Annotated in this window: 21 protein-coding genes; 12 read left to right on the top strand and 9 right to left on the bottom strand. The window is 65.0% G+C overall.

Features of this window, described 5'->3' with window-relative positions; genetic code table 11:
- Positions 1–66: 66 nt before the first annotated feature.
- The 6 genes from ACLD02_RS01220 to ACLD02_RS01195 all read left to right on the top strand — a co-directional run bounded on the left by ACLD02_RS01220 (position 67) and on the right by ACLD02_RS01195 (position 5,364).
- Positions 67–627, top strand: coding sequence for a DNA-3-methyladenine glycosylase I (locus tag ACLD02_RS01220; protein WP_410298621.1), 561 nt, complete (start codon positions 67–69; stop codon positions 625–627).
- 83 nt (positions 628–710) lie between these two features.
- The gene (locus ACLD02_RS01215; protein WP_203104279.1) at positions 711–1,433 is read left to right on the top strand and encodes a glutamine amidotransferase; all 723 of its coding nucleotides are present in this window, start codon (positions 711–713) and stop codon (positions 1,431–1,433) included.
- Positions 1,434–1,548: 115 nt separating this feature from the next.
- Entirely contained in the window at positions 1,549–2,166 is a 618-nt protein-coding gene (locus ACLD02_RS01210; protein WP_410297733.1) for an acyltransferase, read from the top strand.
- 85 nt (positions 2,167–2,251) lie between these two features.
- A complete protein-coding gene (locus tag ACLD02_RS01205; protein ID WP_203104286.1) occupies positions 2,252–2,896 on the top strand; it encodes a TetR/AcrR family transcriptional regulator in 645 nt (214 codons plus the stop codon).
- A complete protein-coding gene (locus ACLD02_RS01200; protein WP_410297732.1) occupies positions 2,893–4,764 on the top strand; it encodes an MFS transporter in 1,872 nt (623 codons plus the stop codon). The genes ACLD02_RS01205 and ACLD02_RS01200 overlap by 4 nt, the downstream gene beginning before the upstream one ends.
- Positions 4,765–4,809: 45 nt before the next feature.
- Positions 4,810–5,364: an ATP-dependent zinc protease gene (locus ACLD02_RS01195; protein WP_410297731.1), complete on the top strand. Its 555-nt coding sequence runs from the start codon at positions 4,810–4,812 to the stop codon at positions 5,362–5,364.
- An 8-nt stretch (positions 5,365–5,372) separates the two neighbouring features.
- Here the strand turns inward: ACLD02_RS01195 and ACLD02_RS01190 are convergent, their stop codons facing one another.
- On the bottom strand, positions 5,373–6,053 hold the full coding sequence (locus ACLD02_RS01190) for a fumarylacetoacetate hydrolase family protein (protein WP_410297730.1): 681 nt from the start codon (positions 6,051–6,053) through the stop codon (positions 5,373–5,375).
- Positions 6,046–7,440: an FAD-binding oxidoreductase gene (locus ACLD02_RS01185; protein ID WP_203104297.1), complete on the bottom strand. Its 1,395-nt coding sequence runs from the start codon at positions 7,438–7,440 to the stop codon at positions 6,046–6,048. Before ACLD02_RS01185 ends, ACLD02_RS01190 begins: the two co-directional genes overlap by 8 nt.
- Before the next feature lie 115 nt (positions 7,441–7,555).
- Between ACLD02_RS01185 and serA the strand changes: the two genes are divergently transcribed.
- The 6 genes from serA (at position 7,556) to ACLD02_RS01155 (ending at position 14,381) form a co-directional block, all read left to right on the top strand.
- Positions 7,556–8,785, top strand: a complete 1,230-nt coding sequence (gene serA, locus ACLD02_RS01180; protein ID WP_203104300.1) for a phosphoglycerate dehydrogenase — start codon at positions 7,556–7,558, stop codon at positions 8,783–8,785.
- 106 nt (positions 8,786–8,891) lie between these two features.
- On the top strand, positions 8,892–10,256 hold the full coding sequence (locus ACLD02_RS01175; RefSeq protein ID WP_410297729.1) for a COG3014 family protein: 1,365 nt from the start codon (positions 8,892–8,894) through the stop codon (positions 10,254–10,256).
- A complete protein-coding gene (locus ACLD02_RS01170; protein WP_203104302.1) occupies positions 10,253–10,642 on the top strand; it encodes a YcfL family protein in 390 nt (129 codons plus the stop codon). Before ACLD02_RS01175 ends, ACLD02_RS01170 begins: the two co-directional genes overlap by 4 nt.
- A 32-nt stretch (positions 10,643–10,674) precedes the next feature.
- Positions 10,675–11,268: a penicillin-binding protein activator LpoB gene (lpoB, locus tag ACLD02_RS01165; RefSeq protein ID WP_203104306.1), complete on the top strand. Its 594-nt coding sequence runs from the start codon at positions 10,675–10,677 to the stop codon at positions 11,266–11,268.
- A 30-nt stretch (positions 11,269–11,298) separates the two neighbouring features.
- Positions 11,299–12,591 (top strand): CsgG/HfaB family protein, encoded by a 1,293-nt coding sequence (locus ACLD02_RS01160; protein ID WP_203104309.1) that lies wholly within the window; start codon positions 11,299–11,301, stop codon positions 12,589–12,591.
- Positions 12,591–14,381: a monovalent cation:proton antiporter-2 (CPA2) family protein gene (locus tag ACLD02_RS01155; protein ID WP_410297728.1), complete on the top strand. Its 1,791-nt coding sequence runs from the start codon at positions 12,591–12,593 to the stop codon at positions 14,379–14,381. Before ACLD02_RS01160 ends, ACLD02_RS01155 begins: the two co-directional genes overlap by 1 nt.
- Here ACLD02_RS01155 and ACLD02_RS01150 read toward each other — a convergent pair.
- From ACLD02_RS01150 to ACLD02_RS01120, 7 genes are all read right to left on the bottom strand, one after another.
- Positions 14,378–14,803 (bottom strand): SRPBCC family protein, encoded by a 426-nt coding sequence (locus tag ACLD02_RS01150; RefSeq protein WP_410297727.1) that lies wholly within the window; start codon positions 14,801–14,803, stop codon positions 14,378–14,380. The two genes, ACLD02_RS01155 and ACLD02_RS01150, sit on opposite strands and share 4 nt — an antisense overlap.
- A 91-nt stretch (positions 14,804–14,894) precedes the next feature.
- Positions 14,895–16,574, bottom strand: a complete 1,680-nt coding sequence (gene ggt, locus ACLD02_RS01145; RefSeq protein ID WP_410297726.1) for a gamma-glutamyltransferase — start codon at positions 16,572–16,574, stop codon at positions 14,895–14,897.
- A gap of 39 nt (positions 16,575–16,613) precedes the next feature.
- A complete protein-coding gene (gene coaD, locus ACLD02_RS01140) occupies positions 16,614–17,105 on the bottom strand; it encodes a pantetheine-phosphate adenylyltransferase (protein WP_203104317.1) in 492 nt (163 codons plus the stop codon).
- Between the two features lie 88 nt (positions 17,106–17,193).
- Positions 17,194–18,405 carry a hypothetical protein gene (locus tag ACLD02_RS01135; RefSeq protein WP_410297725.1) on the bottom strand — a complete coding sequence of 404 codons (1,212 nt, stop codon included), beginning with the start codon at positions 18,403–18,405 and terminating at the stop codon, positions 17,194–17,196.
- 86 nt (positions 18,406–18,491) lie between these two features.
- Positions 18,492–20,102, bottom strand: a complete 1,611-nt coding sequence (locus tag ACLD02_RS01130; RefSeq protein WP_410297724.1) for a GMC family oxidoreductase N-terminal domain-containing protein — start codon at positions 20,100–20,102, stop codon at positions 18,492–18,494.
- A gap of 71 nt (positions 20,103–20,173) precedes the next feature.
- Complete coding sequence (locus ACLD02_RS01125) at positions 20,174–20,743, bottom strand: Tat pathway signal protein (protein WP_203104323.1); 570 nt, start codon at positions 20,741–20,743, stop codon at positions 20,174–20,176.
- An 11-nt stretch (positions 20,744–20,754) separates the two neighbouring features.
- Positions 20,755–22,197 (bottom strand): coniferyl aldehyde dehydrogenase, encoded by a 1,443-nt coding sequence (locus ACLD02_RS01120; protein ID WP_203104326.1) that lies wholly within the window; start codon positions 22,195–22,197, stop codon positions 20,755–20,757.
- Positions 22,198–22,221 lie beyond the last annotated feature (24 nt).

Raw genomic sequence — 22,221 nt, 5'->3', positions numbered from 1 at the left:
CCGAGTCGTTGAATTTGAGGGGGGCAAGTATAGCGTCCCCCAGGGGCCGGTGATACCGTGCTGCCCATGGAACGCTGCCCCTGGTGTGGCACCGACCCGCTCTACGTGGCCTACCACGACCAGGAGTGGGGTGTGCCCGAATACGATGAACGCCGCCTGTTCGAATTCCTGCTGCTGGAAGGCGCCCAGGCGGGCCTGAGCTGGATCACCGTCCTGCGCAAGCGTGAGAATTACCGCCGTGCCCTGGACGGTTTCGATCCGGAGCGCATCGCCCGCTATGACGATGCCCGCGTGGCCGCCTTGCTCCAGGACAGCGGCCTGATCCGCAACCGTCTGAAGATGCGTGCCGCGGTGGGTAATGCCCGCGCCTGGCTGGATTTGCGCGACGCCGGCATCGATCCGGTTGCCCTGATCTGGGGCTTCGTCGATGGCCAACCCCGGGTCAACCGCTTCCGGGCGCTCTCCGAGGTACCCGCCACTACCCCCGCCGCCGAGGCCATGAGCAAGGACTTGAAGAAACGGGGTTTCCGTTTCGTCGGTCCCACCATCATGTATGCCTTCATGCAGGCCGCCGGCCTGGTCAATGATCATTTGGTGAGCTGTCCGCGCCACCGGGATCTGGCCTGAGTCACATTGCGTGGCAGCTTTTACGTGCCTTTCACCGAAGCTGGTACGGCCCTTGCTGGGGACCCGGTTGAATGGAGGCACCCATGAAACCTGTATTGATTTTGAAAACCGGCTCCACCTATCCGATTCTGCGCCAGCATTACGGCGACTTCGAGGATTGGATCGGTCGCGGGCTGGGCGAGCGCACCCCGGTGCGCGTGGTGAATGCCCTGGACGGCGATACCCTGCCGCATCCCGCCGAGGCCGCCGGCGTGGTGATCAGCGGCTCCCATGCCATGGTGACCGACGAAGCACCCTGGATGCGGCGGTTGATGCGCTGGCTCGAGGACGCGCTGGGTCAGGCCGAGGCTCCGCCCATGCTCGGCATCTGCTTCGGCCACCAACTGCTGGCCCGTACCCTGGGCGGCGAGGTGGACGACCATCCCCTGGGCATGGAGGTGGGCACCGTGGCACTGCGGCTTTCAACGCGGGCGCGGGGCGATGCCTTGCTCGGTGGTCTGTGGGACCAGCCCTGGGCCCAGATGATGCACCGCCAGTCGGTGCTGGTGGCGCCGCCCGGCGTCGAGGTGCTGGCCAGCAACGGCCACGACAGCTGCCAGGCATTTCGCTACGGCAGCCGTGTCTGGGGTTGTCAGTTCCATCCGGAATTCAGCGCCGATGTCACCCGCGCCTACCTGCAGGCCCAGCGCGGTCGCGCGCTCAGCGACCAGCAGGTGGACGACGCCCTGCCCAAGGTGCGTGAGTGTCATCAGGCCTCATCGATTCTGATGCATTTCGCGGAACGGGCGGTGCCGGCGGCGGCCTGAGCCTGATCGCGACTGAAGTCGCTCCTGCGGAGAGACACAAGGAGCGACTTCAGTCGCGATCATCCAACGCCATTGATTGGTGTAGCATGCGGGGCAAAGACGACCCCGGATGCCCATGACCGACCCCTACCGCGAACAGCACAAGCAGCGCCTGGCTTATATGCCCTGGCTGTACCCGCGTCTCAAGCCCCGTCATCGGGCCTGGGCCGAACCGTGGCAGGCGGCGCTGCAGGCGGAGTGGTCCAGGTTGGAAACGGTGCACTTTGGGGTGCACTGTTTTGTCGCACCCCAGGCACGCCTGTTCGCCGAACCCGGGCGTGATATCCGTATCGGCGATCACACCCACCTGGCGGCGGACTGTGTTCTGCACGGGCCTCTGACTCTCGGCGAGCACGTCAGCATCAACCACCATGCCACCCTGGAAGGTGGCGCCGCCGGCATTGAGATCGGCGACCATACCCGCATCGCCGCCTACGCGACCCTGTATGCCTTCGATCACGGTCTTGATGCCGGTGCTCTGGTGCGCGAGCAACCGGTGCGCTCGCGGGGCATCCGCATTGGCCGCGATGTCTGGCTGGGGGCGCGGGCCGGCGTGGTCGACGGCGTCACCATCGGCGACCATGCGGTGGTCGGCATGGGCACGGTGGTGACCCGGGACGTGCCGCCCTGGACCATCGTGGCCGGCAATCCGGCGCGTCCCATTGGCCGCCGGCCCGGCGCGCCACCGCCCTGACACATTCGGAAACAGCCCTTTTGAACACTGTTCAGAAGGCGTGGCTATAATGAGCGCGTTTTCCACCGCTGGACGAGGAGTATCGATGGCGCGCCGCAACGAACACAGCAAACCGGAACTTCGGGCTCTGGCCATCGGCACGGTTCGTACCCTGGTGGCCGAGCAGGGCCTGGAAAAACTGAGCGTGCGTGAGGTAGCGCGTCGTTTGGGCTACGCGCCGGCCATGCTCTACCACCTGTTCGATAACCTGGACGACCTGATTCTGCATGTGAACGCGGACACCCTGGATAGTCTGCTCGATCGCATGGATGCCGCCTCCGGAATGGAGAACCCGGAGGCGGCATTGACCGCCATGGCCCATTATTATCTCGATCTTTCCCGGGCCCAGACGCCACTGTGGCAGCTGGTGTTCGAGCATCGCATGGCCAATGGCGCCGAGGTGCCGGCCTGGTACGCACGCCGCACCCGGTCCCTGTTTCTGATCGTGGAACGCCAGCTCCAGCGGCTGGCGCCCTGGGCCACGGAAGAGGAGCGGAGACTGGGCGCGCGCACCCTGTGGGGAGGCCTGCACGGCATCTGTGTGCTGCAGGCCAATAACAAACTGGACGTGGCCGGCGACGCGGACCCGCGCGCCATGGTGGATTCCTTGCTGCGTCATTATCTGGCGGACTGGTCGGCGACCACCAACCGGTCCCCCGGCGACGCTTCACGGCATGGAGACGGGGCATGAAGGAAGGGGTTTTCTCGCTGCTTACCAAACGGCGTTTCGGGCCGTTTTTCTTTACCCAGTTCCTGGGCGCGTTCAATGACAATGTGTTCCGGCAGGCGCTGATTCTGCTGATCGCCACCGGGGTGGTGGCCGGGGCCGGGGTCAACACGCTCAACAACGTGGCCCTGGCCCTGTTCATCCTGCCCTTCTTTCTGTTTTCGGCACTGGCCGGCCAGGTGGCGGACAAATACGACCGGGCCATGCTGGTACGGCGGATCAAGCTCGCCGAGGTAATCATCATGGCCTGCGCCGCCGCCGGCTTTTTCTTCAGCAGCGTTTATTTCCTGCTGGCGGTGTTGTTTCTGATGGGGCTGCAGTCCACCTTCTTCGGGCCCATCAAATACTCCATCATTCCCCAGCACCTGGGCCCCCGGGAGCTGGTTTCCGGTAACGCCCTGGTGGAGATGGGCACCTTCCTGGCCATTCTGCTGGGCTCGATTTCCGGGGTGCTGCTGAAGATGGACGCCGCCGATCCGTTGATCGTGTCGGTGTCCGTGGTGGGCCTGGCGGCGCTGGGCTATCTGGCGTCCCGGGGTATTCCGGCGGCACCGGCGGCGGACCCGGGCACCCGCCTGGAATGGAATCTGTGGAAGGAAACCTGGCGCATCGTCGGCTATGCCCGGGAGGTGAAATCGGTGTGGATGAGCGTGCTGGGTATTTCCTGGTTCTGGTTCCTGGGCGCCGCTTACACCACCCAACTCAAAGTATACGTGGATGACTACCTGCTCGGTACCGACGGCCTCTATGCCCTGTTGCTGGGGACCTTCTCGGTGGGCATCGGCCTTGGCTCCTGGTTGTGCGAAAAGCTGTCCGGTCACCGCGTGGAGTTGGGGTTGGTACCGCTGGGTTCCATTGGTCTGAGCTTGTTCGGCATTGATCTGTTCTTCTCCTACGCGGGGCTGCCCAAGGGCGTGGAGATGAGCATCGGTGCCTTCCTCGCCGAACCATCCGGCTGGCGGGTGCTGACGGATCTGGCCGGCATCGGTGTGTTCGGTGGCTTCTACATCGTGCCGCTGTTCGCTTTCATCCAGCAGCGGTCGGACCCCCGCCACCTGGCGCGCATCATCGCCGCCAACAACATTCTCAATGCCCTGCTGATGGTCGCCTCCGCCGCCACCGGTATCGTGCTGGTGGGGATGTTGGAGCTTACCGTGCCGCAGTTCTTTCTGGTGCTGGCGCTGTTGAACGTTCTGGTGGCGGCCTACATTTACTCGGTGGTGCCGGAGTTCCTGATCCGACTGCTGGTGTGGATGCTTACCAACGTGCTTTATCGGATCAAGACCCGGGGGTTGGAGCACATACCGGACGAAGGGCCCTGCCTGCTGGTGTGCAACCACGTCAGTTACGTCGATGCCCTGTTGCTCGGCGGCGCGGTGCGGCGGCCGGTGCGCTTCGTCATGTTCAAGCCGATCTACGACATGCCGTTGCTGAACTACATCTTCCGCACCGGCAAGACCATTCCCATCGATGGCAAGGAGCGTAATCCGGAGGTCTATGAGCGTGCTTTCCGCCGTATCCGCGAGGAACTGGAGGACGGTCAGGTGGTGTGCATCTTCCCGGAAGGCCGCCTGACGCCGGACGGTGAGTTGGGTGAATTCAAAAGCGGCGTGGAAAAAATTGTAAAGGAAACGCCGGTACCGGTAATTCCTATGGCACTTTCCGGTCTATGGGGTAGTTTCTTCAGCCATAAGGGCGGACCGGCCCTGACCCGTCTGCCGCGGCGTTTCTGGTCGCGGATCACCCTGAACGCCGGGGAGACGGTGGCGCCGCAAGCGGTGAATGCCAATGATTTGCGCCAACGGGTGCGGGCACTCCGGGAACGTCCCTGAGTCGTGCCGGTCCCTAATTAACCACGGGAAACAAAAGAGGAAATCATGCGACGGATTCTGATTGTGATGAGCCTGCTGTTCAGTGTGACCGCCACCGCGGCCACCACCGAAATTCAGCACGTATTCGGCTGGGTCGAGAACGCCACCCTGGAGCCCATGGGCGCCCGGGTGAAAGCCAAGCTGGATACCGGCGCACTGACGTCGTCCTTGCATGCGGTGAACGTGGAACGTTTCGAGAAAGACGGCGAGGAATGGGTGCGCTTCAAGGTGAAGGTGGAAGACCAGAAGGACAAGGAAGTGGTCAGTGAGACCTTCGAGCGGCCGGTTTATCGCGACCTCACCGTGCGCGGCGCCGGTGGCCGCGACGACCGCCCCGTGGTGCTGATGAAAATCTGCTTCGGTGACACCGTTTACGAAGAGCAGTTCGGCCTGAACAACCGCAGTGACATGATCTATCCGGTGCTGATCGGTCGTCGCACCATTCAGCATCTGGGTGTGGTGGATGTGACCAGCACCTTCCTCCATGAGCCGGACTGCGACGAGAACAGCCCGGTGCGGAAATTCGACAAGGACAACACCGACGAGGACATCGGCGCCTGAAGCCGCTCCTACGGTGAGCTCTGGACGGCGCCGAACACCTGCAGGATATTGCCGAGCCGCGCGGTAAAGGTGTCGCCGCCTCCGAGCGGCCCCACCCCGGCCGGCGTGCCGGTGAACACCAGGTCGCCGGGCTCCAGGGTGAATACCCGGTTGATGTCGGCGAGCAGTTCAAAGGTGGGAAACAGCATCTGGCCGGTATGGCCGTGCTGGCGGAGTTCACCGTTGATTTCCAGTGATACCTCCAGGTTCTGACGTACGGAAACGCCGCGGGCATCCACGAAACCGGATACCGGCGCGGCGCCGTCGAACGCCTTGGCCCGTTCCCAGGGCTGGCCTTTTTCCTTGAGCCGTGACTGCACGTCGCGCAGGGTCAGGTCCAGGCCGATGCCATAGGCGGCGATGGAATAGCGGATCGTTTCCAGATCGGTTTCGCCGCGCAGGCGCTTGCCGATCATCACCACCATTTCCACTTCGTGGTGCACCTCGCCCTGCCCTTCGGGCAGCACCAGGGGCTCGTGCAGGCTGCACAGGGCGTTGGCGCCCTTCATGAACAGCAGCGGCTGGTCCGGGACCTCGTTGCCCAGTTCCCGGGCATGATCGGCGTAGTTGCGGCCCACGCACACGATCTTGCCCACCGGCCGGTCCATCGCCGAGCCGTCGATCCAGCGGTGAACGTATTCCTCAGACATCGAACAGCTTCCCGGGATTCATGATGTTGTTGGGGTCGAACACCGCCTTGATGGCCTTCATGCAGGCGATCTCCTCCTCGCTACGGGAATAGCCCAGATAAGGCTTCTTGGTCATGCCCACGCCGTGCTCCGCGGAGATCGAACCATTGTACCTGGCGACGATATCGAACACCCAGCGGGACACTTCGCCGCAGCGCTGGAAGAATTCTTCCTTGGGCAGGTCGGCTGGTTTGAGAATGTTCAGGTGCATGTTGCCGTCGCCGATGTGGCCGAACCAGACGATCTCGAAATCCGGGTAGGCGTCCTGCACCACCTTGTCCACGGCCTCGACGAAATCCGGTACCTTGGAAATGGTCACCGAAATATCGTTCTTGTAGGGCGTGTGTGGCGCGATTGATTCGGAGATCCGCTCACGCAGTTGCCACAGTTGTTCCAATTGACCCAGGGACTGGCTCATCACGCCGTCCAGCACCCAGCCCTGCTCCACGCAGTGCTCGAAGATCTCCATGGCGCGCTCGCCCACCTGTTCGGAAAGCTGCTCGAATTCCAGCAGGCAGTAAAACGGGCAATCGGTGTCGAAGGGTCGCGCCACGCCGTGCTCGAGCACATGGGCCATGGCCTTGTCGGAAAAGAACTCGAAGGCGGTCAGGTCGATGTCCTTCTGGAAGGCGTGCAGCACCTTCATCACCTCGCGGAAGCCCGGCGCGCCCAGCACCAGGGCGGTAAGATCCCGGGGCTGGCGGGCCAGTTTCACGGTGGCTTCCACCACGAAGCCCAGGGTGCCCTCGGAGCCGATGAACAGATGCCGCAGGTCGTAGCCGGTGGCGTTCTTGATCAGCCCCTTGTTCAGGTCCAGCAGCTCGCCCCGGCCGGTGACCACCTTCAGGCCGGTGATCCAGTCGCGGGTCATGCCGTAGCGGATCACCTTGATACCGCCGGCGTTGGTGTTGATGTTGCCGCCGATCTGGCTGGAGCCGGCGGAGGCGAAGTCCACCGGGTAGAACAGACCCTGCTGCTCGGCGAATTCCTGGAGTTGCTGGGTGACAACGCCGGGTTGCACCGTGACGGCCCGGTCGTACTCGTTGAAGTCCAGTACCCGGTTCATGCGATCGAACGCCACCACCACCTCGCCGTTGGCCGCCACCGCCGCCGCCGACAGGCCGGTGCGACCGCCGGAGGGTACCAGATGGAGGCCGTGCTCGTTGGCGATCTCGACGATCTGCTGAACCTCCTCGGCGGTCTCCGGCAGCACCACGGCGCTGGGCGCCGGCGCCCAGACCTTGGTCCAGTCGACCCCGTAGCGCTCGGCGCTGTCGGCATCGGTAAGACAGCGGGCTCCGAGCAGTTCGCTCAATTGGTCCAGGGCGGCATGGGCCAGGGCGGTCATAGGCAACTCCAGGCTTGTTCAAGTTAACTTGAGCACAACGACGGTCGGGATGGGTCTCATCCGGGGCGCGCTATGGTACCATACGCGCCCATTTAACCCGCTACCGAGAGCACCCATGGCCAATACTTCTCTTGAGAAGGACAAGATCCGCATCCTCCTGCTCGAGGGCATCCACCAGAACGCGGTGGATAATCTGCATGCGCACGGCTACGACAACGTGGAGTTGCTGCCGACCGCGCTGACCGGCGATGACCTCAAGAAAGCCGTGAAGGACGCCCACTTCATCGGTATTCGCTCGCGCACCCAGCTCACCGAGGAGGTGTTCGCCGCCGCCGAGAAGCTGATCGGCGTGGGGTGCTTCTGTATCGGGACCAACCAGGTGGACCTGAAGGCCGCCCTCAAGCGTGGCATACCGGTGTTCAACGCGCCCTACTCCAATACCCGCTCGGTGGCGGAGCTGGTGATCGCCCACACCGTGAACCTGATGCGCGGCATTCCCGAGAAGAACGCCGTGGCTCACCGGGGCGGCTGGCTCAAGTCCGCCAAGGACAGCTACGAGATCCGTGGCAAGAAGCTGGGCATCGTCGGCTACGGCAACATCGGTGCCCAGGTATCGGTGCTCGCCGAAGCGATGGGCATGAAGGTGTATTTCTACGATGTGGTGCCCAAGCTGCCGATGGGCAACGCCGAACAGGTGGGCAGCCTTAACGATTTGCTGGGCCTGGCCGACGTGGTCAGCCTGCACGTGCCGGACACCGCGGCCACCCGCTGGATGATCAAGGAAGAACAGATCCGGGCCATGAAGCCCAAGAGCTACCTGATCAACTATGCCCGTGGCAAGGTGGTGGACATCGATGCCCTGGCGGCGGCGATCGGCGATGGCCACCTGCTGGGCGCCGCCATCGACGTGTTCCCCGAGGAGCCCAAGGGCAACGACGACGAATTCGTCAGCCCGCTGCGCGAATTCGACAATGTGATTCTCACGCCGCACATTGGCGGGTCCACCCACGAGGCGCAGCAGAACATTGGCACCGAGGTGTCCGACAAGCTGGTCCGTTACTCCGACAACGGCGCCACCCTGGGCGCGGTGAATTTCCCGGAAGTGGCCCTGCCGGCCCACCCGGACATGCACCGCCTGCTGCATATCCACCGCAACATCCCGGGCATTCTCACCCAGATCAACAGTATCTTCTCCGAGAACGGCATCAACATCTGTGGCCAGTACCTGCAGACCAACGAGGACATTGGCTACGTGGTGATCGACGTCAACAAGGAATACAGCCAACTCGCCCTGAACAAGCTGCGCACCATCGATGGCACCATCCGCACCCGGGTGCTGTTCTAACGGTGTGAGGCGCCTTTGCCTCGACAAGAAACCGGAGCCGGGCTAACTTGCCCACTCCGGTTTTTTTATGTCCGCATGTCGCCCGGGGGATAAGGATGTTTCGCCCTTGATCTGGTCGTTCGCCCGCAACACCTTGCTGTGCCTGCTCGGCGCGGCGCTGCTGTCCGGCTGCGCCACGCGCTCGCTGTTCCAGCCCTACCCGGATCAGGCCCGTGGCTGGAAGAGCGGACTGGGCGCCGGCGCCGCGCCGACGTCGTTGCTGGATAAGGGCGCCGACAGCGCCGACGGCGTGCTCTACCTCCAGGAACTGGGTCGGGTCACGCAACTGGACGGTGATATCGACGGCAGCCGGGCCGCCTTCGACCGGGTCTTCGAGCACTACCGGGAAACCGACGAAGCGGCGCGGCTGCGCGCCACCGGCCTGGTCACCGGCGCCGGCGCGCTGATGGTCAACGACAACGCCCTGCCCTACGTGGCGCCGGACTACGAACGGATCTACGCCCACGCCTACCAGGCCCTCAACTATTGGCAGAGTGATGATGTCACCGGCACCGCCGTGGAGCTGCGCGCCGCCGCCGAGGAGCAGAGGGTGGCGGCCGCCCGTCATGAGCGGGAAATCGCCAGGGCGGAACAGGAAGCCGACCGGCAGGGCATCGATCCGGACCGGCTGGACGGCTACTTCGCCGGGCTCGACGTTGCCGCCGGCACGGTCAAGGCCAGCTTCCAGAACGCCTGGACCTTCTATCTCTCCGCCCTGTTCTGGGAGGCCCATGGCGAATACAACGATGCCCTGGTGGATTACAAGAAGGCCTTGGAGATCCACCCCGGCGCGGACTGGATCAAGGAGGATGTGACGCGGGTTTCCCGGGCCCTGGATGGCCGTTATCCCCGTGGCCAGGGCATGGTGGCGGTGCTTTACGAGCAGGGTTATGTGCCGCCGCGCCGGGAAATCAGCCTGCCGATCCCCACGCCCCACGGTATCTTCGCGGTGGCCTTTCCCACCTATGATGCCGCCGACAAACCAGCACCCCGGTCGTTGACGGTACGCGCCGAAGGCGGCGAACAAGCCTCCACCGGGGTACTCACCGACGTCGGCGGGCTGGCCGCCCGGCACCTGCGCGAACAGGTACCCGCCATGCTGGTGCGCCAGGCGCTGCGCGCCACGGGCAAGTATAATCTGCAAAAGAAAGCCAACGATGACTTCGGTCCGGTGGGCGCCTTCCTGACCCAGTTGTTCAATCTGGTCAGTGAACGGGCCGATCTGCGCACCTGGCTGAGCCTGCCCGCCTATGGTCAGGCCGCTCGTCTGATGTTGCCGCCCGGTGAGCACCGCCTCCAGTTGAGCACGCCCGGGGGCGGTGCTAGTTTGACGGTGCCCGTGGTGGAACGCGGGCTCACCGTGATCCATGTGGTGGCGCTGCCCGATGGTCTTCTCACCCGTGTATTACCCGTTCAGGAGGGATCTCTATGAAAGTCATTCTTTACCCGCTGTGCGCCCTGTTGCTGGCGGTCTTCCTGAGCGGTTGCTCGGCATCCAACCAGGCCGGCCCCGGCGCGGACGGCGAGGTGGCGCTGCACTCCAACAATTCCCTGCTCGCCAACCGTCTGGCGGTGGAAGCCCTGCAGGAAAAAAAGGTGGGTGATCTGCTGTTCGTCCAGGCCACCCTGGAAAACGGCTGGAAGTTTGAACTGGACTTCCAGTACAAGATCAAATGGTTCGATAAGGACGGCTTCGAGGTGGCGCCGGAATCCCAGCCCTGGCGGCAACTGGTGATGGCCGGCCGCAGCCAGAGCAATGTTCAGGCGGTGGCCCCCAATCCCAGCGCCGTGCGCTACGAAATCTGGGTGCGTGAATAAGCGCCCCGGCCCCATTGAATAAGGAGAAGGTAATGGTTCGCGTACTGTCCCTGGCGGCGTTGGCGATGGCGCTGCTGCTCACCGGCTGCGCCTCCAAGGTGGATTACGGCGATGCCCAGGCGCGGGAAACCGTGACCACGGATTTCGGCTCCACCGACCTGCAGATGATCGCCGCCAAGATGGTGGACGACATGATGGTGTTCCCTCCGATCGTGGACATGACCCGGGACCGGCGCCCGGTGCTGTTCGTGGACCGGGTCAAGAACAAGACCAGCGAGCACATCGACACCGAATCGATCACCGACACCATCCAGACCAAGCTGATCAATTCCGGCAAGTTCCGGTTCGTGGACATGTCGGTGGTGAACCGGGTGCGCGAACAACTGGAATACCAGCAGGATTCCGGCATGGTCGACCAGGCCACCGCCGCCCAGATGGGCCGCCAGATCGGCGCCGAGTTCATGCTTTACGGCAATCTGTCGTCCATCGTGAAGCGCGACGACAGCACCAAGGACGTGTACTACAAGTTCACCTTGAAGCTGCTCAACATCCAGAGCGGCATCATCGAGTGGTCCGGCGAGAAGGAAATCCGCAAGACCCGCAAACGCAGTCTGTTCGGCCTGTAATCCAGGCCGGCCGGCGCCAGGGAGGTACTCATGTTGAAACGGCTTTCCACTCTGTTCGTGTTGCTGGCGCTGGTGGCCACCGGCCTGGTCCGGGCCGCGGACACCGAGACGGTGACCGCCCGGGGCTATGGCGAGGACCCGGAGCAGGCGGTCACCAACGCCCTGGTGGCGGCGGTGCGCCAGGCCGGCGGCGTGACTCTGGCGGTGGACCCGTCGTTCCGGCGTCAGGTGAGCCAGTGGGTGATCCAACGCCAGGGTGACGTGACCACCTGGACCGGTACCCGCACCTCGGTGGCGGAACCGCAACTGCCCACCCTGGGCAGCCTGGAAAGCTACCGGGTCACCGGTGTGGCCCAGGAGGACAACGCGTTGTGGCGGGCCGACGTGGAGGCGGTGATTCTGCGTCACCGCGCCCCGGGTCCCGACCGTTCCCATCTGCCGGCCATCGTGGTGGCGCCTTTCACCAGCGACGCCGACCGGTACACCCTGGGAGAGACCAGTCTGCCGGCGGCCGAGGTGGGCGCCCGGCTGCAGGCCAATCTGGTGGACGCCTTCACCCAGTCCGGCCGGTTCCGGGTCCTGGACCGCGCCCATCTGGCCGAGCGTGACGCGGAACGGGCGATCCTGCGCAACGGTAGCGCCGAGCCCGCCGAACTGCTGCGTTTGGGCAAGGCCAAGGGCGCCGATCTGCTGCTGGTGGGTCACATCGAGGCGTTCGACATCGGCGATCAGGCGCGTACCTTCTACGGCGCGAGTTTCCAGGGCTACGAGCCCTATGTGCGGGTCCGCTATCGGCTGATCGATGCCGCTGGCGGCGAGATCCTGGCCGCCGGCCTGTTCGACTGGCAACAGTCCGAGGGCAGCGTGCGGCAACTGGCGCGGCGGCAGAACCTGGATGACTGGCGCCATCCGGAACGGTTGGCGGACCTGGTCTACCCGCGCATCGCCCGCGATCTGGCCGGCGCCGCCACCGATACCCTCTACCCGGTGATCGTGCTCAAGGCGGACGGTGACCGGGTCTACCTGAGCCAGGGCCAGGGGCGTCTTGAGGCGGACACGGTGCTCAATGTCCACCGGCCGGTGGAAACCCTGAAGGACCCACAGACCGGCCTGCCGATCCGCATGGAAAGCGACGCTTTGGCGAGCCTGAGGGTTACCGAGGTGCGGCCGGATTACGCGGTTGCCCGGATCACCCAGCGCCGTGAGGCGCCGCAGCCCGGTGACCGGGTGCGTCCGCCGGCCCCCTCCGCCACGCCCGCCGAGGCGCCCGCCGGCCAACCGGACAGCCCCGGGTCTTCCGAGTTGCCCCTGAGCTGGGATTAGTGAGCGGTTACTTCAACCAGGCACTGGTATTGCTGGCGGCGGCGGTTCTGCTGTTGCCGCTGTTCCAGCGCCTGGGTCTGGGCAGCATCCTCGGCTATCTGGCGGCGGGCATCCTGATCGGGCCGCTGGGCTTTGCTCTGATTCCCGACGCGGAGGCGGTGCTGCACTTCGCCGAACTGGGCGTGGTGCTGATGCTGTTCCTGGTGGGCCTGGAGCTGGCGCCGGACCAGCTGTGGGCCCAGCGCAAGCGGCTGCTGGGCCTGGGTGTCAGCCAGATGCTGTTCAGCGGCGCCTTGCTGTGCGGTTTCTTCCTGGCCTGGGGCCAGAGCACCCCGGCGGCGGTGGCCATCGGCGCCACCCTGGCGTTGTCGTCCACCGCCTTCGCGGTGCAGATGCTGGTGGAAACCAACCAGCTGGGTACGCCCCAGGGCCGCAATGCCTTCTCCATTCTGCTGTTCCAGGATCTGGCGGTGATCCCGCTGCTGCTGTTGCTGCCGGTGCTGGCCGGCGGCGGGGGCGGCGGTGATGGAGAGCAACCGCAACTGCTGATCGGTCTGGGGGCGTTGATTCTGATGTGGCTGGCCGGCCGTTACGTGCTCAACCCCTGGCTGGCCTGGCTGGCGCGGCTTCATAACCGGGAATTGATGACCGCCACCGCCCTGCTGCTGGTGCTGGGCGCCGCCGAATTGATGGACACCCTGCACCTGTCCATGGGCCTGGGTGCTTTCGTTGCCGGCATGCTGCTGGCCAATTCGCCGTTCCGCGAGCAGCTGGACGCCGATATCCAGCCCTTCAAGGGCCTGTTGCTGGGCCTGTTCTTCATCGCCATTGGCATGACCATGGACCTGAAACTGCTGGTCAGCGCGCCGCTGCGCATCCTGGCCATGGGCGTGGCGTTGCTGATGATCAAGACCCTGGTGTTGGTGGTGATCGCGCGGGCCATGAAGGTGGCCTGGCGGGATGCTCTGCGGTTCGGGTTGCTGCTCAGCCAGGGCGGTGAGTTCGCCTTCGTGCTGTTCACCCAGGCCGGAGCCCTGAACCTGCTCACCATGGACATGATCGCCCGCCTCAACCTGGTGGTGGCGCTGTCCATGGCGGCCACCCCGCTGCTGTTGAAGCTGGTGGCGCGCTGGTGGCCGGCGCCGGGGCGTGCCTCGCGCAGTGTCGCGGATGAACCGGCGCCCAACGGCCAGCCGCCGGTGATCGTCGCCGGGTTTGGCCGTTTCGGGCAGATTATTGGCCGGATTCTGGTGAGCCGGCGGATTCCCTTTACCGCGCTGGATTCCAATCCGGAGCACATCGATACGGTGCGGCGCTTCGGCAATCAGGTCTACTTCGGCGATGTGACGCGGCTGGATCTGTTGCACTCCGCCGGCCTGGACCACGCCCGGGTGATGGTGCTCGCCATCGACGATGTGCAGGCCTCACTGCGGGCGGCGCGGCTGATCCGCGAACACTTCCCCGGCATCACCCTGATCGCCCGGGCCCGGGATCGCTACCACGCCTACTCGCTAATGGCGGAAGGGGTCGAGCACGTGATTCGCGAGACCCTGGATTCCAGCCTGCGCACCGCCCAGACCGCCCTGGTGCAGCTGGGCGTGCCGGAAAGTACCGCCATCGACGTGGTGCGCACCTTCCGGGACGTGGACGAGCGGCTGCTGCGCGAGCAGTTCCAGCACCGTGATCAGCTCGACAAGCTGATCGAGATTTCCGCCCGCGGGCGCGAGGAGCTGGAATCCCTGCTCGCCGCCAGCGCCGACGGTCAGGGCAAGGCCAAGGACGAGATTTAAAGCCGGAGATTGTTCAGACCCCGACGGATCGAATTCTCCAGGGCCGGCTTCACCAGTGCCCCGAGCAGCGGTACCTTGCCGCGAAAGACGATGGTGTATTGAAGCCGGGAGCCGCCGTCCCCGTGCTCGGAAAACACCATCTCCCCGAAATGATCACGTAGCGGGCTGCCCTTGGTGATGCGGTAGGCGATGCGCTGGTGCGGCTCGAATTCGGTGACGGTTTCCTCGAACGGCGGCGTCAGCGGCAGGGACAGCCGCCGTACCGAGCCGACGCCATTGGGCTCCCCTTCGCCGGCCTTGACCCGGCGCACCTTGGCGGGGGCGAACAGGGAGGACAGGTTTTCATGATCACTGAGATGGCGGAACAGAGCGTCCACCGGAAACGGAAAGGTCTTGTCGATCTCGATGCGTTGCAGGCCCATGGGCTCTCCCGCTGACAGGCGAAACCCGGAGTCTGACCGGCCGCCGGCGTCCTGCCCAGGTTCCAACGGGCCAGACGCCGGTGCCGGCCGGTCAATCGGCGGCGGGGGCCGGCGCGCGCACCTCGGCGGCGCCGATGGCGCGCGGGTCGGAGGCGGCGCTGACCCGGCCCGCCTTCCGGTCCCACAGGATCGCCTGCATGTTGCCGTAGGCGCGCTCCACGGACACCACGTCATGGCCGCGCAGGCGCAGGCTCTTGGCTTCCGGAGTGTCCAGGAAGGCAGGCTCCGCCTGCACCCGGTCGGGCAGGAACTGATGGTGGAAACGCTGGCGCGTGACCCAGTCCTCCACCGGCTTGCCGGCGGCGGCTTCCATCACGCCCAGCATCACCATGGTGATGATGCGGCTGCCCCCCGGTGTGCCGAGGATCGCCACCCGGTCGTCGAACTCCACGAAGGTGGGCGTCATGGACGACAAGGGTCGCTTGCCCGGGGCGATGGCGTTGGCCTTTGAACCGACCAGCCCGTAAGCGTTGGGGCTGCCCGGCTTGGAGGAAAAATCGTCCATCTCGTTATTGAGGATCACGCCGGTGTCCTTGGGCATGAAGCCGGAGCCGAACGGCAGGTTGATACTCAGGGTGGCGGCCACCCGGTTGCCGTCCGCGTCGAGCACCGACAGGTGGGTGGTATGGAAACCTTCCTCGGTGGCCACCGGTTCGCCCAGCTCACTGCTGGGGGTGGCGCGGTCCAGTTCGATGGAGGCCGCCCGCGCCTCGGCGTAGGAATTACTCAACAGGTTATCCACAGGTATCGAGACGAAGTCCGGATCGCCCAGATAACGGCCACGGTCCTGGTAAGCGCGCCGCCAGGCCTCCACGGTGAGATGGGGAAGTAAGTCCTCACTAATCTCGCCACCATTGAATTGGCTGAGGATATTGAGCGCCTCCATCATGACGATGCCGCCGGCGGAGGGCGGCGGCGCGCTGATCACCCGGCCGCCCCGGAAGTGGCCGACGATGGGTTCGCGTTCCTTGACCCGATAGTTTTCCAGATCCTTTTTGGTCCATATGCCGCCGGCCTCGCGCACGCCTTTCACCAGCTTGTCCGCCACCGGGCCCCGGTAGAAACCGTCGCGGCCGTGCTCGGCGATGGCCTCCAACACCCGGGCCAGATCCGGTTGCCGGATCACGGTGCCCACCGCCGGCAGGCGACCGCCGTCCAGGAACACCGCGGCGGCGTGGGGATAGCGATTAAGTACCTCGCGACGATAGCCGGCCAGGGCCCGGTAATGCGCCTCCACCTCGAAGCCTTGCCGGGCCAGGCGGATTGCCGGCGCCAGGGTTTTCTTCAGCGGCAGCTTGCCGTAGCGCCCGGCCAGGTAGTCGAAGGCGGCGGCCTGGCCGGGAATGCCGGCGGCCAGGGGGCCGTTGATGGCGCGGTCGCGCACCACCTTGCCGTTATCGTCCTGGTACATGTCCTCGGTGGCCGCCGCCGGGGCGGTTTCCCGGGCATCCACCATGGTCTGCAGGCCGTCGCGCTGGCGGTGCAGCAGCCAGAAGCCACCCCCGCCCATGCCCGCCGAATAGGGTTCCACCACCGCCAGGGCCGCGGCCACCGCCACCGCCGCGTCGAAGGCATTGCCACCCTGGTCGAGAATCTCGAAGCCGGCCTCGGTGGCCAGCGGGTGGGCGCTGGCGATGGCCGCCTTGCCCGGCGACGCGGCCTGGGCGACCGCGCAGAACAACGTCAGGGCAAGAAGCAACCCGCGCATCATGGTCTTTCTCCGTGTCCGGCTGTTATCGGGCGGCGGGATTTAACCGCCCCGCTGCTGCTTTTTCAGCTCCAGGGCCTCCACCACATGGGGGGGCACGAAATTGCGCACGTCGCCGTTGAGCAGGGCGATCTCGCGTACCAGGGAGCTGGAGATGAAGGACAGATGCTCCGCTGGCGTCAGGAACACGGTTTCCAGCTCCGGGGCCAGTTGCCGGTTCATGTTGGCGAGCTGGAACTCGTACTCGAAGTCACTCACCGCGCGCAGACCGCGCAGCAGGATGTTGGCGTCCTGTTCGCGGCAGAAATGCGCCAGAAGCTGGGAGAAACCCACCACTTCCACATTGTCCAGATGGCTGATGCTGTCTTCCACCAGCTTGACCCGCTCGTTCAGTGAAAACAGGGGGCCCTTCTTCTCGCTGGCGGCGATCGCCACCACCACCTCGTCGAACATGGACGAGGCCCGTTCGATCAGGTCCTTGTGGCCATTGGTGATGGGATCGAAGGTGCCCGGGTAGATCACACGGTTGGTCATGCTCGGCTCACTGTGTCCAGGGATCGGGGGCCAAGCATAACGCAACTGAGTTTACGATTCAGGCATGCCAGGCTCCCCGGAGTTTGAGCTAAAGGACGGGAGGCGGACCGGGAATCCGGGCCCTTATCTCCGCGGTCCGGTTGTTAGCCGCTGTCCGGCGGGCCGCTTCCCCTTCCCGTTGCGCTCTGGCATGCAGATCCCGACGTTCCGCCTCCAGGTCCCCGAGGGCCTCCGCATGCTTGAGACTGATATCCGCAACGTGGCCGAGGGTGTCCTTGATGGCGGCTAGTCGTCCGGCGACCTGGCCGAACTCGTTGGCCACGTCTTCCAGGACCTCCCAGCGATAGGTGCGCGACTTGTTTTCATCGAAGGTGCTTTTCAGTTGGGCAATCCGGGTACGCTGCGTTGTCAGTTCCCGTTTGGCTTCAAGAAGAAGGGCGTTGGCCTCGGCTTCCCGCGTTTCGCGAACCACCGCGATGGCGTCACTGATTCTGAACAGGCCGGCCAGAGCGTGTTCGTAGGGCGGGTAATCCATGTGCAGATCCGATCGAAGCCAGCGCTTGTCCGGTTCCGGCGGAATACGGATTTGCTTCAGTTTCGCCTCCGCCCCCGCCGCTTTCACGTCGCGGCCTTCGGAGTTCGCGACCAGCGTCTCGACCTGTCGCTTGGTGGTGAGCAGGCATTCCCTGGCGGTATCACAATCGCTGTCCTGGGCGCGGGCCCAGAGCCGGGCCGTCCGTTCCACGCTGGTCAGTTTTTCCTCCACGATCGCCGCCGAGGTGGGTGAGGACCGGACCTGACAGTGGGTCACGCCAACGCTGTAAGCCAGATCCGCCCATTTTATACGCAGTTCCCGAGGGCCCATCAGAGGATTCAGCGATTCAGGCATGCGCTCGACTCGCTCAACGATGTCCTCGACCGGATAGATATTCTTGGAAAAAGGCAGCCGGCCATCGATGTCGTCGACCAGGGCTTTCATGGCCCCCTGCGCGGTGCATCCGGCGGATACCAGGCTGGTGTCGATGATGCGTTCCGTCCGATCCAGATAGGAATAGACACTTTGATCCACCAGGGGAAGGGCTTCGCGGAGCAGTTTGAGCGTCTCGATTCGGACTTTCTCGGGCAGCCTTTCGATCAAGCGTCGGGTCGGCGCGTCCAGGCCGGCTTCCACCCTGGCGTCGAACCCGTAGGACAGGCCCAGATTCAAATCGATCGCGCCCGCGTACCGGGGTTGGATAAAACCGCAGGCCAGGACGGCGACCCATGCCAATGCCCTGGCGGAATGCTTCCATGACGTCATTGTTTTCCCCTCTTTTTCCCCTGTTCCGAATGGAAGCACTCCTGGAGCTGGATTTTAATCAAGCCACTGTATCTTTCCGCTGGGCGCTAACCTTGCAGTTTGTCCGCCAGGGCGGTGGCGTTGCGGGCGCTGAGGCCATAGATGGTGAGCTGTGGATTGACCCCCAGGCTGGTGGGGAACACCGAGCCGTCGAACACATAGAGGTTGTCCAGGTGATGGTAGCGGCCCTGGTTGTTCACCAGCCCGCGCTTCTCGTCGCCCAGCGGGCAGCCGCCCATCACGTGGGCGCTGCCCAGGGCCACTTCCAGCGGCGCGAACGGCAGCGTTTTCATGCCTTCCCGGGCTTCCGCCCAGGACCGGTAGAACGGCGCGCGAATATGCCCTGGCCGCACCGCCCGGGCGTCGGCGGCGAACTGCATCTCCACCTGGGTGAGCAGGCTGCGGCGGGCGCCGTCCAGCAGGTAGTCGTTGAGCGGATAGTCCAGCTGGGGCTCGCCGTTGTCGCGCAGGCTCACGGTGCCGCCGGGGCTGTTTTCGTGGAAACCGTCGCGCAGCAGGGCGATGGAGGCGGCCAGGTTGGGCAACTCGGTGATGTGGCGGCGAGCCTCCTCGCCGAAGCCACCCATCAGGGCGCTGGCGAGGCCGGGGTGCAGGGGCATCATTTCCAGCTTGTAACCGATCGGGCCGTCCACGCCGCCGGCGAAGGTGAACTGATCGGAGTGCAGGGACTGGGGGGCGCCGTAGTAGGGCGCCACCTCCTCGTCATAGCGGCCGAAGGCGAAGCTGGTGACGTGCAGGAAGGTGCGCTTGCCCACTCTTTCGTCCGGGTCCGGCACCTCCGAGCGCTGCAGCAGGGCCGGCGTCTGGATGCCGCCGCCGGCGGCGATCACGGTGGGTGCCTTGACGGTGATCACGGCGCCGGTGGGGCGTTTGTCGTGGTCCAGCGGGCGTACTTCCACGGCGCTTACCCGGGTGCCGTCGTGGATCAGGCGTTGAGCGCGGGCGCCGTGGATCAGGGTGGCGCCGGCGTCCATGGCCGTCGGCAGGGTAGTGACGAGCATGGATTGCTTGGCGTTGGTGGGGCAGCCCATGCCGCAGTAACCGAGGTTCCAGCAGCCGCGCACGTTGCGTGGAATCACCGACCAGCCCCAGCCCAGTTTTTCGCAGCCGCGCTTGATCACATCGTTATTGGCGTTGGGCGGCATGGCCCAGGGCTCCACTCCCAGGCGCTGCTCCATGCGCTGGAAGAAGGGGTCCAGGTCGGCGCGTCCGGTGCCGGCCACGCCGAAGCGTCGCCGCCAGTGGTCCAGGGTTTCCTCCGGGGTGCGGAAACTGGAGGTCCAGTTGACCACGGTGGTACCGCCCACGGTGCGCCCTTGCAGGATGGTGATGGCGCCGTCCTTGGTGGCGCGCAGGGTGCCCTCCTGGTAGAGGTTCCGGTAGGCGTCGCCTTCGTTCAGGTTGAAGTCCCGGGAGCTGCGCAACCGGCCGGCCTCGATAAGGATCACCTTGAGGCCGCGCTGGCTGAGAATCTCGGCGCTGACCGCGCCGCCGGCGCCGGTGCCGATGATCGCCACGTCCGCTTCCAGGGTGAGATCGTCGGTCTGCTCGGCGCCGTCGATGAGGTGCCATTTGTCCCCGGCATCCGCCCAGGGATCGTTGATGTTCTGGATTTTGAGAGTGGAAAGGTCCTGCATGACCGGATTTCCTGTTGTTGTTATGGCAAGGCGTTATGGCAAGACCACCGGCGCCTTGGCGCCGGTGGCGATCATTCCGGGTGGGCGGCCAGATTCAGCGGCGGACCCGGGTAGCCGGTGCCGAGGGCCGCGTCCGGGGTCACGTACCAGGCCATCATCAGTGGTTGGGTGAGGCCCTTGAAGGCGAGCTGGGCGAAGCCGTTGTCGCTGCCGGACCACTCCGCCAGAGTGCGCTGGAGTTGAGCCTCGTCCTGGTCGGCGAAGTGCGCCCAGGTGCCGGTGACCCACCAGCGGGCGGCCCCCAGTTGCAGCAGGTCCAGGAGTTGGAACAACTGCCCGCGGGCGCCCTCGGAGCCGCCGGCCAGCAGCCGGTCGAAGGCCGCCAGGGCATCGTCCGGGCCGGCGCCGGCCACGGCGTCCAGGCCGCCGGCCAGCAGCGGCGCCATCAGCGGGCGCAGCAATTCCAGATCCCGTTGACGCAGATACCGGTAACCCGATGCCGGGCCCGGATCGCCGCTGCAGCCGGTGAGCAGGGTGGCGCCGCCGGCGCCCAGGGTCAGGGCGGTGGCGCCCCAGAACCCGAGCTTGAGGAAGCCGCGACGGCTGACGCCGCCGCGGGGGGAGGACGAATCCCGGTTCATGGCGCGCCCTCCTATTTGAGCATGAACTTGTAGATCAGCTTGTGCATGCCCCGGCCATAGGGCGGCAGGATGTGCTTGGTGGCGTTCATCTTGCCCTTTTTGTAGACGCCCTTGGCCTTGGAGAAGGTCAGGAAGCCTTCCGGGCCGTGGTAGTGACCCATGCCGGAGGGACCGACGCCGCCAAACGGCATGTCGTCCACGCCCACCTGGGTGATGGTGTCGTTCAGGCAGACACCGCCGGAGTGGGTGTGGTGCAGCACGTGCTCGCCGTTTTCGCTGTTCCAGTCGAAGTAATACAGGGCCAGCGGGCGGGGCCGCTCGTTCACGTAATCGATGGCGTCGTCCAGGGTCTGGTAGGGCACCACCAGCATCAGCGGGCCAAAGATCTCATCGTGGACGATCTTCATGTCGTCGTTGACGTCGAGCACCAGGGTGTGGGGAATCTTGCGGCTGCCGGCCAGGTCCTCGTTGTCCGGGTTGATCTCGATGACCCGGGCGCCCTTCTCCCGGGCGTCGTCCAGATAGCCGGTGAGCCGCTGGTACTGGCGCTCATTGATGATGCTGGTGAAGTCCGGGTTGTCGCGCAGGCTCGGGTAGAGCTGGGTGACCTGGGCCTTCCAGGCGTCCACGAACTCGTCCACCCGGTTCTCCGGGCACAGGATATAGTCCGGCGCCACGCAGGTCTGGCCGCTGTTCAGGCACTTGCCGAAGGCGATGCGTTCCACCGCGTCCTTCATCGGGAAGTCCTGGCCGATGATGCACGGGCTCTTCCCGCCCAGCTCCAGGGTCACCGGGGTCAGGTTCTCGGCGGCGGCGCGCATGATGTGCTTGCCCACCGAGGTGGAGCCGGTGAACAGCAGGTGGTCGAACGGCAGCGCCGAGAAGGCGGCGCCCACCTCCACCTCGCCGTTGATCACCGCCACGTGCTCCTCGTCGAAGGTCTTGCCGATCAGTTCTTCCAGCAGCGCGCCGGTGCGCGGCGTCGACTCGCTCATCTTGATCATCACCCGGTTGCCGGCGGCGAGAGCCGCCAGCAGCGGGCCGATGGCCAGATACAGCGGGTAGTTCCAGGGCACGATGATGCCCACCACGCCGAGCGGCTGGTACTCCACCCACACCTTGCCGGGCCACTGGGCGGCGCCCACCTTGCGTTTGGAGGGTTTCATCCATTTGCGCAGGTGCTTGGCGTGGTACTTGATGCCCTCGACACTGGTGAGCAGTTCCGCCAGTTTGGTTTCATCGGCGGAACGGTTGCCGAAATCGGCGTTGAGCGCCTCGATCCAGGCGTCCATGTTGTCCAGCAACATGGGCTTGAGCCGTTGGATGTGCTCCACGCGCTGTTCGGCGCCGGGGTAGGGGTGATGGCGGAAAGCGGTTTTCTGTGCCTCGAAAATCCGCTTCATGCGGTCGATTTGTGCCTGGCCGGTTTGGAATTCTTTGATTTCGGCGACCATAATGCGTCTCCCTGGACGGTGATG

It is taken from the genome of Alloalcanivorax sp. C16-2 (assembly GCF_046507615.1).
GTDB classification, from domain to species: Bacteria; Pseudomonadota; Gammaproteobacteria; order Pseudomonadales; family Alcanivoracaceae; genus Alloalcanivorax; species Alloalcanivorax marinus_A.
The sequence above is the reverse complement of the archived record's forward strand: the minus strand, read 5'-3'. Positions and strand labels throughout refer to the sequence as shown.

Coding starts and splice junctions, on each gene's coding strand:
- ACLD02_RS01220 (WP_410298621.1), top strand. CDS start 67: ATGGAACGCTGCCCCTGGTGTGGCACCGACCCGCTCTACGTGGCCTAC.
- ACLD02_RS01215 (WP_203104279.1), top strand. CDS start 711: ATGAAACCTGTATTGATTTTGAAAACCGGCTCCACCTATCCGATTCTG.
- ACLD02_RS01210 (WP_410297733.1), top strand. CDS start 1,549: ATGACCGACCCCTACCGCGAACAGCACAAGCAGCGCCTGGCTTATATG.
- ACLD02_RS01205 (WP_203104286.1), top strand. CDS start 2,252: ATGGCGCGCCGCAACGAACACAGCAAACCGGAACTTCGGGCTCTGGCC.
- ACLD02_RS01200 (WP_410297732.1), top strand. CDS start 2,893: ATGAAGGAAGGGGTTTTCTCGCTGCTTACCAAACGGCGTTTCGGGCCG.
- ACLD02_RS01195 (WP_410297731.1), top strand. CDS start 4,810: ATGCGACGGATTCTGATTGTGATGAGCCTGCTGTTCAGTGTGACCGCC.
- ACLD02_RS01190 (WP_410297730.1), bottom strand. CDS start 6,053: ATGTCTGAGGAATACGTTCACCGCTGGATCGACGGCTCGGCGATGGAC.
- ACLD02_RS01185 (WP_203104297.1), bottom strand. CDS start 7,440: ATGACCGCCCTGGCCCATGCCGCCCTGGACCAATTGAGCGAACTGCTC.
- serA (WP_203104300.1), top strand. CDS start 7,556: ATGGCCAATACTTCTCTTGAGAAGGACAAGATCCGCATCCTCCTGCTC.
- ACLD02_RS01170 (WP_203104302.1), top strand. CDS start 10,253: ATGAAAGTCATTCTTTACCCGCTGTGCGCCCTGTTGCTGGCGGTCTTC.
- lpoB (WP_203104306.1), top strand. CDS start 10,675: ATGGTTCGCGTACTGTCCCTGGCGGCGTTGGCGATGGCGCTGCTGCTC.
- ACLD02_RS01160 (WP_203104309.1), top strand. CDS start 11,299: ATGTTGAAACGGCTTTCCACTCTGTTCGTGTTGCTGGCGCTGGTGGCC.
- ACLD02_RS01150 (WP_410297727.1), bottom strand. CDS start 14,803: ATGGGCCTGCAACGCATCGAGATCGACAAGACCTTTCCGTTTCCGGTG.
- ggt (WP_410297726.1), bottom strand. CDS start 16,574: ATGATGCGCGGGTTGCTTCTTGCCCTGACGTTGTTCTGCGCGGTCGCC.
- coaD (WP_203104317.1), bottom strand. CDS start 17,105: ATGACCAACCGTGTGATCTACCCGGGCACCTTCGATCCCATCACCAAT.
- ACLD02_RS01135 (WP_410297725.1), bottom strand. CDS start 18,405: ATGACGTCATGGAAGCATTCCGCCAGGGCATTGGCATGGGTCGCCGTC.
- ACLD02_RS01130 (WP_410297724.1), bottom strand. CDS start 20,102: ATGCAGGACCTTTCCACTCTCAAAATCCAGAACATCAACGATCCCTGG.
- ACLD02_RS01125 (WP_203104323.1), bottom strand. CDS start 20,743: ATGAACCGGGATTCGTCCTCCCCCCGCGGCGGCGTCAGCCGTCGCGGC.
- ACLD02_RS01120 (WP_203104326.1), bottom strand. CDS start 22,197: ATGGTCGCCGAAATCAAAGAATTCCAAACCGGCCAGGCACAAATCGAC.